The 16,341-nt window shown below is 42.2% G+C and carries 19 protein-coding genes and 1 pseudogene; 3 read left to right on the forward strand and 17 right to left on the reverse strand.

Going from position 1 to position 16,341, the window contains the following annotated elements:
• The first annotated feature begins 53 nt into the window (after positions 1–53).
• Entirely contained in the window at positions 54–200 is a 147-nt protein-coding gene (locus NV381_RS05820; protein ID WP_258212328.1) for a hypothetical protein, read from the forward strand.
• Position 201: 1 nt separating this feature from the next.
• Here NV381_RS05820 and NV381_RS05825 read toward each other — a convergent pair whose 3' ends face one another.
• The 5 genes and pseudogenes from NV381_RS05825 to NV381_RS05845 form a co-directional block, all read right to left on the reverse strand.
• A complete protein-coding gene (locus tag NV381_RS05825) occupies positions 202–573 on the reverse strand; it encodes a spore germination protein GerPE (protein WP_258212329.1) in 372 nt (123 codons plus the stop codon).
• A gap of 101 nt (positions 574–674) precedes the next feature.
• Positions 675–848 (reverse strand): annotated as a pseudogene (locus tag NV381_RS05830) (spore gernimation protein GerPD); the annotation flags it as partial.
• Entirely contained in the window at positions 845–1,510 is a 666-nt protein-coding gene (gene gerPC, locus NV381_RS05835) for a spore germination protein GerPC (RefSeq protein WP_258212330.1), read from the reverse strand. The gene gerPC and the pseudogene NV381_RS05830, both read right to left, overlap by 4 nt.
• 84 nt (positions 1,511–1,594) lie before the next feature.
• The gene (locus NV381_RS05840; protein ID WP_258212331.1) at positions 1,595–1,801 is read right to left on the reverse strand and encodes a spore germination protein GerPB; all 207 of its coding nucleotides are present in this window, start codon (positions 1,799–1,801) and stop codon (positions 1,595–1,597) included.
• A 1-nt stretch (position 1,802) separates the two neighbouring features.
• Entirely contained in the window at positions 1,803–2,039 is a 237-nt protein-coding gene (locus NV381_RS05845; RefSeq protein WP_258212332.1) for a spore germination protein, read from the reverse strand.
• A gap of 148 nt (positions 2,040–2,187) precedes the next feature.
• On the opposite strand from NV381_RS05845, the gene NV381_RS05850 reads away from it, so the two are divergent.
• Together NV381_RS05850 and NV381_RS05855 are read left to right on the forward strand one after the other, a co-directional pair.
• Positions 2,188–2,649, forward strand: a complete 462-nt coding sequence (locus tag NV381_RS05850; protein WP_258212333.1) for a hypothetical protein — start codon at positions 2,188–2,190, stop codon at positions 2,647–2,649.
• 34 nt (positions 2,650–2,683) lie between these two features.
• The gene (locus NV381_RS05855) at positions 2,684–3,022 is read left to right on the forward strand and encodes a L,D-transpeptidase (RefSeq protein ID WP_258212492.1); all 339 of its coding nucleotides are present in this window, start codon (positions 2,684–2,686) and stop codon (positions 3,020–3,022) included.
• Positions 3,023–3,027: 5 nt separating this feature from the next.
• Here the strand turns inward: NV381_RS05855 and NV381_RS05860 are convergent, their stop codons facing one another.
• From NV381_RS05860 to recA, 12 genes are all read right to left on the reverse strand, one after another.
• Positions 3,028–4,380 (reverse strand): cytochrome P450, encoded by a 1,353-nt coding sequence (locus NV381_RS05860; RefSeq protein ID WP_258212334.1) that lies wholly within the window; start codon positions 4,378–4,380, stop codon positions 3,028–3,030.
• 136 nt (positions 4,381–4,516) lie between these two features.
• Positions 4,517–4,912 carry a RicAFT regulatory complex protein RicA family protein gene (locus NV381_RS05865; protein WP_258212493.1) on the reverse strand — a complete coding sequence of 132 codons (396 nt, stop codon included), beginning with the start codon at positions 4,910–4,912 and terminating at the stop codon, positions 4,517–4,519.
• An 84-nt stretch (positions 4,913–4,996) separates the two neighbouring features.
• Positions 4,997–6,463 (reverse strand): tRNA (N6-isopentenyl adenosine(37)-C2)-methylthiotransferase MiaB, encoded by a 1,467-nt coding sequence (gene miaB, locus NV381_RS05870; RefSeq protein ID WP_258212335.1) that lies wholly within the window; start codon positions 6,461–6,463, stop codon positions 4,997–4,999.
• 178 nt (positions 6,464–6,641) lie between these two features.
• On the reverse strand, positions 6,642–7,211 hold the full coding sequence (gene pduL / locus NV381_RS05875; RefSeq protein WP_258212336.1) for a phosphate propanoyltransferase: 570 nt from the start codon (positions 7,209–7,211) through the stop codon (positions 6,642–6,644).
• A 126-nt stretch (positions 7,212–7,337) separates the two neighbouring features.
• Positions 7,338–8,204 carry a 2-oxoacid:ferredoxin oxidoreductase subunit beta gene (locus tag NV381_RS05880; protein ID WP_258212337.1) on the reverse strand — a complete coding sequence of 289 codons (867 nt, stop codon included), beginning with the start codon at positions 8,202–8,204 and terminating at the stop codon, positions 7,338–7,340.
• Positions 8,192–9,943 (reverse strand): 2-oxoacid:acceptor oxidoreductase subunit alpha, encoded by a 1,752-nt coding sequence (locus NV381_RS05885; protein ID WP_258212338.1) that lies wholly within the window; start codon positions 9,941–9,943, stop codon positions 8,192–8,194. The genes NV381_RS05880 and NV381_RS05885 overlap by 13 nt, the downstream gene beginning before the upstream one ends.
• Before the next feature lie 230 nt (positions 9,944–10,173).
• Positions 10,174–11,118, reverse strand: a complete 945-nt coding sequence (locus NV381_RS05890; RefSeq protein WP_258212339.1) for a dipeptidase — start codon at positions 11,116–11,118, stop codon at positions 10,174–10,176.
• A 122-nt stretch (positions 11,119–11,240) separates the two neighbouring features.
• Positions 11,241–11,501 (reverse strand): stage V sporulation protein S, encoded by a 261-nt coding sequence (locus NV381_RS05895; protein WP_025335291.1) that lies wholly within the window; start codon positions 11,499–11,501, stop codon positions 11,241–11,243.
• A 139-nt stretch (positions 11,502–11,640) separates the two neighbouring features.
• Complete coding sequence (locus NV381_RS05900; RefSeq protein WP_258212340.1) at positions 11,641–12,435, reverse strand: TIGR00282 family metallophosphoesterase; 795 nt, start codon at positions 12,433–12,435, stop codon at positions 11,641–11,643.
• 148 nt (positions 12,436–12,583) lie between these two features.
• Positions 12,584–14,131, reverse strand: coding sequence for a ribonuclease Y (gene rny / locus NV381_RS05905; protein ID WP_419182245.1), 1,548 nt, complete (start codon positions 14,129–14,131; stop codon positions 12,584–12,586).
• Positions 14,132–14,426: 295 nt separating this feature from the next.
• Positions 14,427–15,122: a regulatory protein RecX gene (locus NV381_RS05910; RefSeq protein ID WP_258212341.1), complete on the reverse strand. Its 696-nt coding sequence runs from the start codon at positions 15,120–15,122 to the stop codon at positions 14,427–14,429.
• 66 nt (positions 15,123–15,188) lie between these two features.
• A complete protein-coding gene (gene recA, locus NV381_RS05915) occupies positions 15,189–16,235 on the reverse strand; it encodes a recombinase RecA (RefSeq protein ID WP_308861680.1) in 1,047 nt (348 codons plus the stop codon).
• Positions 16,236–16,341 lie beyond the last annotated feature (106 nt).

The following is a 16,341-nucleotide window of genomic DNA, read 5'->3' on the forward strand; positions in this document are numbered from 1 at the left end:
ACATAACATACAAATGGACAAAATAGTTGTAAATATGTGTATAGGAGGATACTATGATCCCTCAATATTCTGTCGCTCAACTTTCACCGGAAATCTTAACTGAAATTAAACAGCTGGAGGAGCGCATACGAGCTAACGCCAATGAAAATATCGTTCTTATCGCATACGCAGAAGAGAATGAACCGAACAACAATGCTTAATCTACTCTCCATTAATAACTTGCCGAATATGCTTAATACGCGATTCGGCTTGTATATTCTTATTGCTGCCAATTTGAAGAACAGAAGCAGCCGCAATCCCATCTACAAAAATTCCCCCAACCTGAATTCTACTGCAGTTATTATTAAATGAAACCTTGACTGACTCATTTTCTGTTAATGGCAGTGGAAGATCTCTTGAAAAAATACCAAAATCATCAAAGTTGCCCTCATCACCCTTAAACATGGATATGTTTCTTTGAACAGCCAATGCCTTGGAAACAGGTTTTATCAGCTTGTTATCTCCGACCTGCAATATAGATGCTAGCGATACCGTATTTACTTTCACTTCTCTCACAACGGATTCTCGGATCATGAGCTTTTTTCCTCATCCCCATCCCCATCTTCCTGCTTATCTTCATTCGTTTCTTCATTCTTTTCTTCCTTCTTTTCTTCCTTCTTATTCTCCTTTTTTTCCTCAGGAGACAAGTAAAAATTACCTCCGACAATTACAGGTTCCGGAGGTGTATCAAAAATAGAAGAGCATATGATTTGCTCGGTATCTCCAATCAAAAAAACAGACGAGCTCGAAACCCCGATTATTCTTACATCACCAACTGATAACATTTTATTTGTCACTTGGATATTCATGATTCGCCCGCTTTCTTGCTAATAAATTTATTATAATAGCTGTCAACAGCAGCCCTGATATCATTCTGTGTTCTAAAAAGCACTGCATCCTGAATTGAAGATAACTGATCAACAGTCGCTCCGGGAGTCATCTGACGTAAATAATAGTCTATACGTGCATCCGTTTGTTTCAATAAATCTTCAACAATCATTTTCTGATGCCATGAATCTAACTGCTCACCATATTGAGCTTGAAGCACTCCCAATTGCTTGGGAACCTGCTTCTCTACATATATCTTCAATTCTCTGGCAAGCTCATTTGGCAGCTCCGCCCCTGATTTAATCTTCGAATCAATCTGCGTTATATCCGCATCCTTAGCAGCCTCATACTCCGTAGTTACACTGCTTCCGTTCACGGCTATATCCTCTAAGGCACCCGGTGTTACCCCTATGTTCAAGGTTCCATCCAGCTTCTCCACTTTCAATTGATCGAATTTATATTCCACCTTATCAATATGAATCCGTTTCTGCTCTTTCCAGCTTTTCATCTCCGTCTGCAAAGCAACCATGGAAGTTTGCAAGGCAACTATAGATTTTTCCATTTCGACAATCTTTCTAGACTGCACTTCCATCTCTCGTTGCATTTGATGAATATATTGAGCCCATTGCTGCCAAAAATTCATAATCACAGCACCTCCTCCATCCATCCTATGCAAAGGAAGTGAAGTGGGTGTTAGCCCATTATCGATACAGTTGTTCACATCAACTTATGATGGTTTAGGCAAAGGCACGAGGGAAACAACCGAAGCCGAAGCATCGCTTTCAGCTGCTGGCTGCGTGTAACCACCGGAATTATATATATTAGAGAGAGGTTTAATCAAGCCGGCTGTACCAATCTGGAGTACCGAAGAGTTCGTTACATTATTTACCTTCAACTGATGTATCACTATGTTTTGATTAACGACTAAATTCATGCTAAACGACCCCCTGATTCCCAACGTTGGTTTGGCCCAAATCCTCCTCGTCTTGATCATTAGTAATTGTACTGCTGATCGCATTGTTCGTGTGCGCAAAATCACCTACGTTAAATGATCCCGCTCCCGCAAACGTTTTGGAACTGCTGGAAGGCGAGAGCTGCACAGCATCACCTATTTGTACGATTGAACCGTTGCCTACGCTTATTACTTTGATGTTACCTACAATTGACGGCATAGACACTTCTCCTTTTTCCATTCATAGGTTAGTGTATGTCAGCATACGCCTATAGGCTACTTTATACCTGTATCAAAATTCCTTATTGTATCAAGAGAGTGACCACTTACATATAAATAAAAGAGAACTGGGCGGAGAGGAGCGGTGCATGATGGCCGACAAAGGAAATAATAACAAACCGTCTCAATGGCATGAAATTGAAACGTTGCTAGGCAGTAAGCTGCCAGCATTGCCAACTAGCAAACAAATGGATTTATTGAAGGATACTTCCTGGATCGAAGGATACGTTCAAAACATACTTGAGAAAACTATGCCCAAACAGGAAGTCAAGAAAAGTGTACGAAGTAAAGCAGAAGTGTTTGAAACCCATTATCATGTTATTGTTAAAACGCCTATATCTTATGAAAACAATCCGGCTGTAAAGGTCAGGACGGATCTTATTAAAATTGAAGAAATGCTTGACAATAAAAAACACCAGCTCATTCGTCTGCCTTGCCTTGTTATTCCGAGCACAGCTAGGGCCACTTATAAAGAAGGTATCCTACAAATTAAAATCCGCAAAAAGAAGCTCAACAAAGCCTACCGGGAAGTTTCCATTCGATATATATAACACTGAGTATTACTAGTTCTCTGAGAAGGAGTGAATTACGGTGAGGCGGATCATTGTTGATTTATCAGATCGAATGCTCTATCTTTTGGATGACAATAAGGTAATTCGAGGATTCCCAATAGGTATTGGAAAGGAATTAACCAAGACCCCTATTGGAATTTATACGATCATTAATAAAGTCCCAAATCCAGGAGGACCTTTCGGCGTCTTTTGGATGGGACTTTCACGGCCTCACTATGGGATTCATGGAACTAACTCACCTATTTCAGTCGGTCACGAGGTATCTCACGGCTGCATTCGTATGTATAATGAGGATGTCCTGACTTTATCCAAACTCGTATCTATTGGTACACAAGTAACCATCCGAGCCTGATCCCTTTATCTAGCCGCTACGATCATCTTTAAGCCTAGCTTGGGCCGCATCGTAACGAGAGGCTCAGGCTCCACCTCCGGGTGATTAGGTGCTAAGCTAAGTTTATACCGGCTGCCAATCGTGGCTAAAATCAAAGCCGCCTCCATAAGTGCAAAGTTATTGCCAATACACACCCTTGGACCTCCACCAAAAGGAAAGTACGCGAATTGTGGAATTCGCTTCAATAGTTCCCCGCCAGCAAAACGTTCCGGGATAAATTGTTCCGGGTGGTCATAGTATTTCGGATTGCGATGCATAGCAAATTGACTCATCATTAAAGTATCACCAGGCTTAAACTTGTGCTCTCCAATTTCGACCTCCTCAGTCGCCTCCCGATTTATTACCCATACAGCGGGATACAACCTCATAGATTCCCATATCACCTGCTGCAAATAATCAAGCTTTCCAAGGTCGTCAATGGTCGGTTTCCTGCCCCCAAGCACTTGATCAAGCTCCTGCCACAATTTGTATTCTACTTCCGGATAAGTTGACAATAAGTACCAGGTCCATGAAAGAGTGTTTCCTGTAGTTTCGTGGCCCGCCAGGAAGATGGTCATTACTTCATCACGTACCTGTTGATCTGTCATGCCGGTTCCATCTTCTTCATCCTTAGCGGCAAGCAGCATGGAGAGCAGGTCATCAGCGGTACCATTCGTATCAGGATTGTTTCTGCGCTCTTCTATAATTCCGAATATGACGTCATCCAGCTTCTTGGCCGCCTCCTTAAACTCCAAATTGCGCTTTGTCGGTATGCTCTCCGGGATGTCAAAGATGGAAGAAGCTTTGTTACTCACATATTTCATCCCAACCTCCACCGCTTGTCCTATATCATGCAACCCTCCCTTCAAGCTTGTGCCAAACATCGTCCGAGTAATAATATTCAAAGTCAGCTTCATCATATCGTCCGTTATAGAGCGCTCAGTTTGATCCTCCCAGCCTTCTAGAAGCTCATAGGTCAACTCAACCATAGAATCTGCATACTTACTTATACGATCTTTGCGAAAGGATGGCTGCATCAGCCTGCGTTGGCGTAAATGTGCATCTCCTTCACTAGTTAACACCCCTTCTCCAACAACCGCCTTGGCTATCTGCAGCCCTTTTGCCTTTTGGAACGATTTTTGCTTTGTTATAAGTACTTCCTTAATAAGATCCGGGTCGTTGATCAAATACAAATGACGTGCCGGGCCAAATCGCATATGTGCGACAGCTCCGAATTCCTGCTGTGTTCTGATCAGAAAACCAAGCGGATCCTTACGAAAAGCCAGTAAATTACCAGTAATCAGCAATCCTTTTGGCCCGGGTGTTTTAGTGGTTACCAACGCTGTTTCCTCCTAAGTGCTTCGCTGCATTTAGTATCCTTTATTTTCTTATTTCTATACCATAAAATGCTAAAAAACCGCCCTCATCGAAAATCCGATGCAAGACGGCTTATAAGTTTTTTTATTTTAAAATAGACTATTCAGAAGCGCCAGATTCTACAGTCACCTTTTCTGAAACCGTATCACGGATTACAGACATGACAAGCTGAAGCAAATAATTAATATCTTCTTGGGATTGACGGAACTCATTAACAATAGGTATCGAGTCCAATTGATCCTGCAGCTCCTCAATTTCCTTTTCAATCTTAGCAACCATTTTTGCATTTTGGAACGATTCGAAAGCAACAATTTCTTTTTGTTTCTTTTTGATTGCGCTAATTAACGTTTGAATTTGATCGTTGGATGAAATTTGAACTTCAGCCTTTTGAAAAAATTGTACCTCATTTGAGGTTGAGATTAGATCAGCTAATTCCTTGGCTTTTGATAAAATATCTTCTCTTACGATCATTTCTGTATTGGTATAATGCTCCATATCGCTGCATTGCATATGATTATCATGATGGTCATGATTATGGTTTCCTGACATTGCTTCCTCACGCTCCTTGAAATGTATGAATTAGTTGGCTACTGCTGCAGGTACCCAGTCACCCTTGATATACCAGGTTTGAGCATCCGTTATTTTAACAGGAACGACCTTGCCAATCAATTCCTTCGGTCCCGTTAAATGCACGAGCTTATTCGTACGCGTCCGTCCTGCTAGAACTTCCGCATTATTCTTACTCTCACCTTCAACTAGTACCTCAAGAATTTGTCCCTTATAATTATCGTTACATTCCTTGCTGAACTGCCCCAAAATGTCATTCAGACGGTACAACCTGTTCTTCTTAACTTCCATCGGTACATCGTCCGCCATATCTGCGGCAGGGGTACCTTCACGCGGTGAATAAATAAAGGTGTAAGCACCATCGAATTTGACCGCTTTAACCAAAGACAACGTTTCCTCGAACTGCTCTTCAGTCTCGCCCGGGAAACCGACAATAATATCCGTAGTTAAACTGGCATCAGGAATGGCTTGCTTAATTTTGGCAACGAGATCCAAGTAATGCTCACGCGTATATTTACGGCTCATCCGTTTCAAAATCTCATTACTGCCCGATTGAACCGGCAAATGAATTTGCTCCACCAGATTTCCTTTTTTCGATAAAACTTCAATTAGATGATCATCGAAATCTCTAGGATGCGAAGTCGTGAAACGAACACGAGGAATATCAATTTTGGAAATATCATTCATCAAATCCCCGAAGCGATAATTGCTGTCCTCAAAATCTTTCCCGTATGCATTTACATTTTGACCGAGCAGCATAACTTCCTGAAAACCTTGTCTTGCCAAATCCCGAACCTCAGCTAATACATCTTGAGGCTTACGGCTGCGTTCTTTGCCCCTGGTGTAAGGAACAATGCAGTACGTACAGAATTTGTCACAGCCATACATTATGTTTACAGAAGCCTTAATTCCTTCACGCTTCTTCGGCAAATTCTCTACGATGTCGCCTTCTTTAGACCACACCTCTATTACCATTTCTTTACTGAAAAAAGCTTCTTTTAACAGCAATGGGAGGCGGTGTATGTTATGGGTTCCAAATATTAAATCAACGAACGGATGCTTCTTTAAAATACGATTAACTACGGCTTCCTCTTGTGACATACAGCCGCACACGCCGAGCACCAGCGAAGGCTTTTCGATTTTTAGATGCTTTAGATGCCCTAATTCACCGAACACTTTATCCTCAGCATTTTCTCGTACCGCACATGTATTCAGCAGAATGACATCAGCTTGACGCCGATCCTCGGTTGACTGGTAACCCATTTGCTCCAAAAGTCCCATTATCGTTTCCGTATCATGTTCATTCATTTGGCAGCCGTAGGTTTGGATATAATAATATTTATCTTTCCCAAAAACAGTCATTTCTTCAGGAATGCCGAAATCATAATGAACCTGAATGTCCTCTTTTCCTCTCTTTTTTGCATTAGTGAGAGAAGGAGGTTGGAAATATTTCTCATAATCCTTCGTTTCTTTAGGCAATGTTGCACCTTCCTTCTATATAAACAAAATTCTCTTTTTATAGTCTGACAATAAATTATAGCATTTTTTCTTAACTTAATCCAAGTGCTATAAAAAGGCGAAATCCGCACAAATTATTAAAATGAAAAATCTCCACAATGAGTAATGTGGAGTGCTTCTATGTAACAGATTTCGTCGTTTACGATAAGATCAGAGCCATATCCCCTGTCTTAGCACCAGCCGCGTTAGCTTCATCCGTATCGATATGCATATCAAGCGCATACTGATCGGATACACGCGCCAACACCTGCTCAAATATTAACGATCTTTCACCCATAATTTTAACTGAAAGGAGCTGCTTATCGACTATCCCCCATTTAGCGGCATCATCGGTATGAAAATGAATATGTCGGGCTGCAATGATAACCCCTTCCGCAAGAGTAACCTCTCCCGCAGGTCCAATTAGCTGAATCCCTGGAGTTCCATTTGTATTTCCTGATTCACGAACCGGCGGGTTCACACCTAATAAAAAAGCATCTGTCCGCGAAACCTCCAACTGTGTACTTCCTCGCGCCGGACCCAAAATACGCACTTTCTCGAACTTCCCCTTCGGTCCAACAACCGCTACCGTTTCTTCCGCGGCATACTGACCTGGCTGTGACAGATCTTTGAGCACCTTCAATTGATGTCCTTTTCCAAACAACAGCTCAATATGCTCCTCAGATAAATGAATATGTCGGGCTGATACCCCAATCGGTACTTGCTTCATCACATACACCTCATACTATTTCAGATTGTATTAATTTAAGAAATGCTGATTCTTCTGATTTTTATTATATCGTTTCTCTATGAAAAAAGCATATGGCAAGCAGCCATATGCTTTTGGATTGAAAATCTATTTAAATTCAGTTACCAATTTATCAAACTCTTGTTCAGAGATTTTCAAGTTAAGTTTGGACATTCCTTCTTCTTTAAAACCAGGAACGTGATTTTCATAGCTTGTTTTAGTAGTATTTTGATAAATTAAGCCTGTAAGCAAGCTATTGGTTTCCATAATTTTAGTCATCGCCATGACACGGTTGGATGGATCGTAGTCAGGAGTTTCTTCCAAGTCTACGATGTTTTCTTTAAACCAGTCATACGTGTTTACTTTGTTAAAAGTAACACATGGGCTGAATACGTTGATGAATGAGAAGCCGTTATGCTTCATTCCAGCTTCGATCAAAGCAGTCAACTGCTTCAAGTTACTGGAGAACGATTGACCAATGAAGGTTGCGCCAGCCGCCAAAGCTACTTCTAACGGAGACAGTGCAGATTCGATTGAACCGGCAGGTGTACTTTTTGTTTTGAAGCCTTCAGCACTTCTTGGAGAAGTTTGGCCTTTGGTCAAACCATAGATCTGGTTATCCATTACGATGTAAGTAATATTGATGTTACGACGGATCGCATGAACGGTATGACCCATACCAATTGCGAAGCCATCGCCGTCGCCGCCTGCAGCTAAAACCGTCAACTCGCGGTTAGCCATTTTCAAGCCTTGAGCGATTGGAAGTGAACGACCATGAACACCATGGAAGCCATAAGCGTTAATGTAACCAGAAATTCGGCCGGAGCATCCGATACCGGAAACGATACCTAGATTCTCAGGCTCCAAACCTACGTTAGCAGCCGCTCTTTGAATTGCCGCTTGTATGGAAAAGTCTCCGCATCCCGGGCACCAGTTAGGTTTAATATTGTTACGAAAGTCTTTTAATGTTGCCATACAAGGTTCAGCTCCTGACAAAATGTAGTAATTTCTGCCGGCAAGAATGGATTACCGTTATATTTAAGCAAGCTCTTAATTTTGTCTGCATGACCTACGTTCAATTTGATTAAGGAAGCTAATTGACCCGTAGCGTTGTTCTCAATAACAACAACAGTTTTTGCTTTACTCATAAAAGGCTCTAATTCTGCAGCCGGGAACGGATGCAACAGACGTACAGTTGCATGATTAGTTTTAATTCCTTTTGCTTCCAGACGAGTTCTTGCTTCATCAATTGTTCCACCAGTTGAACCCATGCCAATGATCAGCAGTTCTGGCTCTTCATGAGGTGCATCGATAAGGATAGGATTCGTTACTTTTACATGCTTTAATTTCTCCATACGCTTATCCATCATTTTCTTACGGTTATCCGTGCTTTCAGATGGACGGCCTTCTTGGTCATGCTCTACGCCGGTAACATGGTGAATCCCATGCTTTTGGCCCGGAATAACACGAGGAGAAACTCCATCCTCAGCAAACTCGTAACGTTTAAACAGCTTGTTAGGCTCATTTTCCGGAAGCTCGCCTTGCTCCAAGCGGCCGCGGTCAATTTGAATTCTATTATAATCCAGCATTTCACAGGATTGTTTACCGAGTGATAGCTGCAAGTCAGTAAGTAAAATTACAGGACATTGGTATTTCTCAGCCAAGTTGAAAGCTTCAACCGCATCGTAGAAGCACTCTTCAATCGATGATGGGGAAAGCACAATTTTTGGAATTTCACCATGTGTACCATAAATCATAGCATACAAGTCGGACTGTTCTTGCTTCGTAGGAAGACCTGTACTTGGACCTCCACGCTGAGTGTCCACAATAACAATAGGAGTTTCGGTCATACCGGCAAGGCCGATTGCTTCCATCATCAAGGATAGACCAGGACCTGCGGATGCTGTCATTGTACGAACGCCACCGTAGTTGCCTCCGATTGCCATCGTTACAGCCGCTATTTCATCTTCCGTTTGAATTACGGCACCGCCGAATTTAGGAAGGGTTTTGGTTAAGTATTCCATGATCTCAGACGCTGGTGTAATTGGGTATGCAGGCATGAAACGGCATCCCCCTGCAAGAGAACCAAGACCGATTGCATCGTTGCCGATCATGAACAATTTCTGCTTACCGTCAGCAGGCTCCAATTGGAACTCAAGCAATGGTCCGCCATTAGCTTCCAAAATAAATTCAGCCGCTTTACGAACTGCTTCAATGTTCTTCTCAACAACAGCCGCGCCTTTACGTCCGAACTCTTCTTCAACTGCTTTATTAAACACTTCCAGCGGCAAGCCTAGCAAAGCCCAAGATGCGCCGGAAGCAGCCATATTCTTAAATAGTGAAGTTCCTAGCTCTTCAGCGATAGCGGTAATCGGTACCGGGAACAAGCGAGCTTTAATTCCTTCAGGTACAACAGGATTAAATTTGGCGTCTGCAACGATTACACCGTTGTCACGCAGCTCAAATGCGTTCAAATCGATTGTTTCTTGGTCAAATGCAACAAGGATGTCCAGATCATCGGAAATAGCACGAATTGGCTTTGTGCTGATTCTGATCTTGTTATTGGTGTGTCCCCCCTTAATACGAGAGGAGAAATGGCGGTACCCATACAAATAATATCCAAGACGATTCAATGCCGTCGAGAATATTTTATCGGTACTTTCAACACCTTCCCCTTGTTGTCCTCCGATCTTCCAAGATAATTGGCTAATCACCGTTGTCCACTCCTTTTGATAGTCACTGACTTTGCAACTGATCAACTTATGTTTAAAAGAAACTTAATATTTAGATAAAAAATTTCTTTCAGTTGTCAACCAAATTTTATGATTTTAAGCGATAAAAAGCAAGTGCTTTTCAATAAAACAAACATAGTATTTTTAGATGATATCCATATCAAATTGAGATTGGTTTATCTATTATACATATCCAAGACAGATGTAAGCGTTTATGAAATGGGTAAACTCGTTTCAAAAAACGTCAACCAGTTCCGATACAAGAAGTTTTCCACTATTTGATCCTTGTAATACCGGGAAAGCTGTTGCGCCAAATTATCCAGTTGACCTGCATGCTCCAAGCCGGGCATCTTAATATTAAATCCATCAAAGTCGGAGCCTAATACTACCTGTTTTTCTCCGCCCAGCGCGCACACATGCTCTATATGCTTCATTAGTCGGGAAATAGAAGCGTCCCCTTTATCACTAACAAACCAAGGTACGAACGTAATTCCTATTCGCCCTCCCCTAGTAATTAAAGCACGTATTTGATCATCATTCAAATTTCTCGGATGTGGACACACTGCGTATGCATTCGAATGTGTTGCTACGAAAGGCTTTTTCGAATGATCTGCAAGATCCCAAAACGAACGAACCGATAAATGGGAGGCATCTAATATTATGCCCAAATCATTGCACTCTTTAATAAATCTTTTTCCCTTTTTTGAAAATCCCCCTTTTCTTGCTTCCAATATTCCATCCGCCGCCCAATTCGCGTAGTTCCAAGTTACTCCGATCATACGGACACCAAGACGAAATAATATTTGCGTATACAACGAATGATCATTAATAGCGTCTGCACCTTCTAATGTAAGAATAGCTCCAACCTTCGTCCCATTCATCACCTGCTGCAAGTCGGATTGGTTTTTGATTACGGTCAATTTATCCATTATTGCGATCTTCTGATAAAAAATATTTATGTACTCCAAGTAATCATCGAATTTAGGCTGCTTAATGGACTCCGGCAAGTAAATGGCAAAGCATTGAATCTTAATTCCCGACTTCATCATATTTTCATAGTTAACATCCAGCTCAGCTTGTTGAGGAGCATAAAAATCGATCAGCGGATTCTCATACATTTTCCATAACACATCACAATGACCATCAATGATAACCATTTAACTTCCCCCTCTAAATTTTACGTATGAAGGATATACGGCGTTTCCTTAGAACTGCAAATAAAAAAACCTGTTTACAACGTAAACAGGCGCTTACTATGAAACTTATAATGAAAGCTGAGCTATCTTGGCTCCACAATCAATTTAATAGCCGTGCGGTCTTCTCCATCAATCACGATGTCTGTAAATGCTGGTATACAAATCAAATCAACCCCGCTGGGAGCTACGAATCCACGAGCGATTGCAACGGCTTTAATAGCTTGATTAAGAGCACCGGCACCAATCGCTTGCAGTTCGGCAGCACCACGCTCACGTAATACCCCTGCTAGTGCGCCGGCTACGGAGTTAGGATTAGACTTTGCTGAAACTTTTAATACATCCATGAAAAGTACCTCCTCGGGAATGATGGATTGCTTCCAGTACTATTCATATTCTAGAATTTTGCAGTTAATTCCTTCATCCCGAAGATCGAATTTTCTAATAATTAAGAATTATCAGTTATTTATTATTGAATGGCTCATTTTACTCAAAAAGTAATTGATCCTCATCCATCCGAATTAATTGTATTTTTTTGCCTAAACCGCTTATAGGATCTAAATCAATACAAACCGCGTGAAAATGCCACTTGCCTTCATCAACTACAAAACGGACCGGAAGCTGCGTTCTAAATTTCTGCATAACCGCTGTTCTCTCCATGCCCAAAATCCCATCCTGAGGACCAACCATCCCCACATCCGTCACATATGCCGTTCCTGAAGGCAGGAGACGCTCGTCATGCGTCTGAACATGGGTATGTGTCCCAACTACTGCAGACACCTTCCCGTCCAAATGCCAGCCCATTGCAAGCTTCTCAGAGGTTGCTTCCGCATGGAAGTCTACAAGCACGTATTTATGCTTCTTCTTCTGGGACTCAAGGATTGAATCCACTTTCTCAAAAGGACAATCCAATGGAGGCAAAAAGGTACGTCCCTGCAAATTAATAATCAGCAGCTCCTGGTCCTTTACTTTGATTGTCGTAAAGCCTCTGCCAGGCGTCCCTTTTGGAAAGTTAGCCGGTCTTACCATCCGATCCTCATCATCGATAAAATCGAATATATCCTTTTGATCCCACGTATGATTGCCCATTGTAATACCATGAACTCCAAGCTCGAACAATTCCTTTGTGATGGCCGCTGTGATTCCTCTTCCCGCTGCTGCATTCTCGCCATTGGCTATTATAAAGGTTGGATTCAGCTTCGTCTTTAATCTTGGCAGGCAGGCTTTTACGGCCTTGCGACCTACCGACCCCACTATATCGCCGATGAACAAAATTCTCATGCTATATCTCCCATCAATTGTAATAAAAATAATTGTACACCGCGGTTATGCTCTTCTGGTTCAAACTTTTATTATACCGTACTACTGTTATAAAGACAAAGAAAAGTGGCTATTCAGCCACTTTTCTCCTTTAACTATATGCATTTGTTTATTTAGCGTATTCGACTGCACGCGTTTCACGTATAACGGTAACCTTGATATGACCCGGATAATCCAGCTCACTCTCGATTTTCTTCGTTATATCACGCGCCAAGCGGAATGCCTCTGTATCATCGACCTTCTCAGGCTGTACCATGACACGTACTTCACGGCCGGCTTGAATGGCGTAGCACTTCTCCACGCCTTCAAACGACTCCGAAATCTCTTCAAGTTTCTCTAGGCGCTTGATATAAGTTTCGAGTGTTTCACGGCGCGCTCCCGGACGAGCAGCGGACAGAGCGTCTGCCGCGCCAACCAGCATAGCAATAACCGAAGTTGCTTCACAGTCACCATGATGGGACGCAATGCTGTTTATGACGACCGGATGTTCCTTGTACTTTTTGGCAATTTCTACGCCGATTTCAACATGAGAACCTTCAACTTCATGATCCAAAGCTTTACCGATGTCATGCAGGAGACCGGCACGTTTCGCCAATGTCACGTCTACCCCGAGCTCTCCCGCCATCAATCCTGTTAAATAGGCCACTTCCATCGAATGCTTCAACACGTTTTGTCCATAACTTGTTCTGAATTTCAGTCGGCCCAAAATTTTGATCAAATCCGGATGCAGCCCATGAACACCAGTTTCAAATGTTGCTTGCTCCCCGTATTCACGAATGCGTTCATCCACTTCCTTGCGGGATTTCTCGACCATTTCTTCAATGCGAGCGGGATGTATCCGGCCGTCAGCAACTAACTTCTCAAGTGAAGTGCGTGCAATTTCACGACGGATCGGATCAAAACCGGACAGAATAACGGCTTCAGGGGTATCGTCAATAATAAGATCGATTCCCGTCAATGTTTCCAAAGCTCTAATATTTCTTCCTTCGCGTCCGATAATGCGGCCTTTCATTTCTTCATTAGGCAATGAAACTACGGATACAGTAGTTTCGGCTACATGATCAGCAGCGCATCTTTGGATTGCTAACGTGATAATTTCGCGTGCCTTCTTGTCGCCCTCTTCTTTAGCTTGCTGCTCAATTTCTTTGATCAACTGTGCCGTTTCATGGCGAACTTCTTGTTCAACATTGTTAAGGATGATTTGTTTAGCGTCATCCGTGGAAAGAGCAGAAATTCGCTCTAACTCCGCAACTTGTTTTTTGTAAAGCTCATCAATTTGCGATTGGGTTTCTTCAATTCTCTTCTCTTTGTTGGCGACTTGCTCTTCTTTCTTTTCCAGAGATTCTAATTTTTTATCCAGCGATTCCTCTTTTTGCAACAAACGTCTCTCTTGTCGTTGTGTTTCATTTCGACGATCACGAATGTCTTTTTCAGCTTCGGTTCGGAGCTTATGAATCTCATCCTTCGCTTCCAGAACCGCTTCTTTCCTTAGTGCCTCCGCCTCTTTACTCGCGCTTTCCTTGATTTGCTGGGCGGCTTGCTCAGCACTTGAAATCTTCGCTTCTGCAATGGATTTGCGGATAAAATAACCAATCCCTAAGCATATTGCACCAACAAAGAGGATGATTAAGATCCAGATGACCGGATTCAATTGCATCCAGTTCACCTCCTCGTTGTTTCTCCAAGGGGTAAGCTTGGGACAGTATGGTTTTTAATCCGTTTTACAAGCGTAAGAATAAAGTAAAAATTGGCGATTTTACTTTGCGAATCACCCCGATCAGGCAGGTCAAGATGATCCTTGTATAAATATACACATTATTATTTTATCTTTTGTCGAAGAAGCTTGTCAAGGTGTCCACTGTATAATTGATTTCCCATATGAAAAGAAGCTCGATAGAGCAATCAAATGACTATTATTTAATTATGTTAATAATATACAATATTAATTTAATTTAGTAATCGAAATCATCTGTTTCTATCAGATGTTCTTCATCGAAATCTGCTGAGCTGCTTATTGTTTTCATTACACGCGAGATGGTACCGAGGCTGTAGCCTCTCCGTTGAAGAAACATCATCACCTTACTTTTTGCTTTTTGGACATCTTTGTTTGCTTCACTATGATACTTCTTGGCCCCTAAATCGAGGGCGCTTCGATATTCCGCATCCTCATCGATTTGATCGAGCGCCTGTGTAATTTGCTCCGGCTTTACGCCTTTTTGCCTCAATTCCTGTTTTACCCAGTTCCGGCCCTTCTTTTGTGACTGAATCCGCTGCTTCGTCAGCTGATCAGCAAACAATTGATCATCAATATATTGCTCCTGTTTCAAGCGATCCATTGTGGCAGCAATCAGTGGAGGCTCATAGCCTTTCTGCTTCAAGCGGTTGGCCAGCTCATGCTGGGAACGCAGTCTTGAAGCCAGCAGCCTTACAGCATCCAAATAAGCCCGCTGTTTATCCTCCGCTTGTGCAATCTCATTCATTTCTTTAATGCTGACCCTTGTTCCCTTAACAAGCCTGTACTTAATTAAAATATCCTCATGCAAGGAACATGCGAATAGTTCGTCAATATATAAATTATACCGGTCCTTCGATTTCTTTTGCCGCTCCACCTTTGTAATCGTGCCGGATAAATTCATTTCATTTTCCATAAATAAAACACTCCAAACCTAAGGCAAAGGCACCTTATACTAATAGTAAAGGTGCCTCCAACCTTGCTATTCAATTGCTTCCAAATCTTCATCCTCTTCCACTTCATCCAAGTCGGACCCAGTAGCTACTATCAAATTACTATTTTCACGTATCTTGCTATCGATCATATCTGCAATATGTGGATTATCCTTTAAGAATTGCTTCGCGTTCTCACGGCCTTGTCCTAGACGATCATTGTTGTACGAATACCAGGCTCCGCTCTTTTGAACGATATCCATTTCAGAACCAATGTCGATAATACTGCCTTCTTTGGAAATACCTTCGCCGTACATAATATCGATTTCCGCTTGTTTAAACGGTGGAGCTACCTTATTCTTTACAACCTTGATACGTGTGCGGTTACCAACCATGTCATTGCCCTGTTTGATTGTCTCGATTCGACGGACATCCAAACGAATGGTTGAATAAAACTTCAGTGCACGCCCCCCTGGAGTCGTCTCTGGATTGCCGAACATGACGCCTACTTTCTCACGGAGCTGGTTAATAAAGATCGCAATTACTTTCGATTTATTAATAGCACCAGAAAGTTTACGCAATGCTTGCGACATGAGACGGGCTTGCAAGCCTACATGGGAGTCGCCCATCTCGCCCTCAATCTCTGCTCTCGGAACCAAAGCTGCGACAGAGTCAATTACGATGATATCAACTGCACCACTGCGTACAAGAGCTTCAGCAATCTCTAACGCTTGCTCACCCGTATCAGGCTGAGACAACAGCAATTCATCAATGTTAATTCCTAATTTGCTTGCATATAGTGGATCTAATGCATGCTCAGCATCGATAAAAGCAGCTTGTCCGCCGGCTTTCTGTACCTCAGCAATTGCATGCAATGCGACTGTAGTTTTACCAGAAGATTCAGGCCCGTATACCTCTATAATTCTACCGCGCGGATAGCCGCCGATACCCAGTGCAATGTCAAGAGCCAAAGAACCGCTGGGAATAGTCTCAACCTTCATATGGGTGGATTCACCCAGCTTCATAATAGAGCCTTTACCAAATTGTTTCTCAATTTGACGAAGGGCACTTTCCAATGCTGCACGCCGATCTGCCAAAACAGTCACTTCCTTTTTTTATATTGGATAATTACATGATAACTGGTTTTGATTGTGTTGCCAAGCATTTTTTTGCGAACATACATTCGATTAAAAGTCAAAAGAA

The organism is Paenibacillus radicis (ex Xue et al. 2023) (assembly GCF_024722015.1).
In the GTDB taxonomy this organism is placed as follows: Bacteria; Bacillota; Bacilli; order Paenibacillales; family NBRC-103111; genus Paenibacillus_S.

Bases quoted from the DNA above. Each gene is read 5' to 3' on its own strand.
- rny (WP_419182245.1), bottom strand. From the start codon at position 14,131: ATGCAATTGAATCCGGTCATCTGGATCTTAATCATCCTCTTTGTTGGT.
- NV381_RS05850 (WP_258212333.1), top strand. From the start codon at position 2,188: ATGATGGCCGACAAAGGAAATAATAACAAACCGTCTCAATGGCATGAA.
- gerPC (WP_258212330.1), bottom strand. From the start codon at position 1,510: ATGAATTTTTGGCAGCAATGGGCTCAATATATTCATCAAATGCAACGA.
- NV381_RS05890 (WP_258212339.1), bottom strand. From the start codon at position 11,118: ATGGTTATCATTGATGGTCATTGTGATGTGTTATGGAAAATGTATGAG.
- NV381_RS05895 (WP_025335291.1), bottom strand. From the start codon at position 11,501: ATGGATGTATTAAAAGTTTCAGCAAAGTCTAATCCTAACTCCGTAGCC.
- NV381_RS05820 (WP_258212328.1), top strand. From the start codon at position 54: ATGATCCCTCAATATTCTGTCGCTCAACTTTCACCGGAAATCTTAACT.
- NV381_RS05845 (WP_258212332.1), bottom strand. From the start codon at position 2,039: ATGCCGTCAATTGTAGGTAACATCAAAGTAATAAGCGTAGGCAACGGT.
- NV381_RS05840 (WP_258212331.1), bottom strand. From the start codon at position 1,801: ATGAATTTAGTCGTTAATCAAAACATAGTGATACATCAGTTGAAGGTA.
- NV381_RS05910 (WP_258212341.1), bottom strand. From the start codon at position 15,122: ATGGAAAATGAAATGAATTTATCCGGCACGATTACAAAGGTGGAGCGG.
- NV381_RS05880 (WP_258212337.1), bottom strand. From the start codon at position 8,204: ATGGCAACATTAAAAGACTTTCGTAACAATATTAAACCTAACTGGTGC.
- NV381_RS05900 (WP_258212340.1), bottom strand. From the start codon at position 12,435: ATGAGAATTTTGTTCATCGGCGATATAGTGGGGTCGGTAGGTCGCAAG.
- NV381_RS05865 (WP_258212493.1), bottom strand. From the start codon at position 4,912: ATGGAGCATTATACCAATACAGAAATGATCGTAAGAGAAGATATTTTA.
- NV381_RS05825 (WP_258212329.1), bottom strand. From the start codon at position 573: ATGATCCGAGAATCCGTTGTGAGAGAAGTGAAAGTAAATACGGTATCG.
- pduL (WP_258212336.1), bottom strand. From the start codon at position 7,211: ATGAAGCAAGTACCGATTGGGGTATCAGCCCGACATATTCATTTATCT.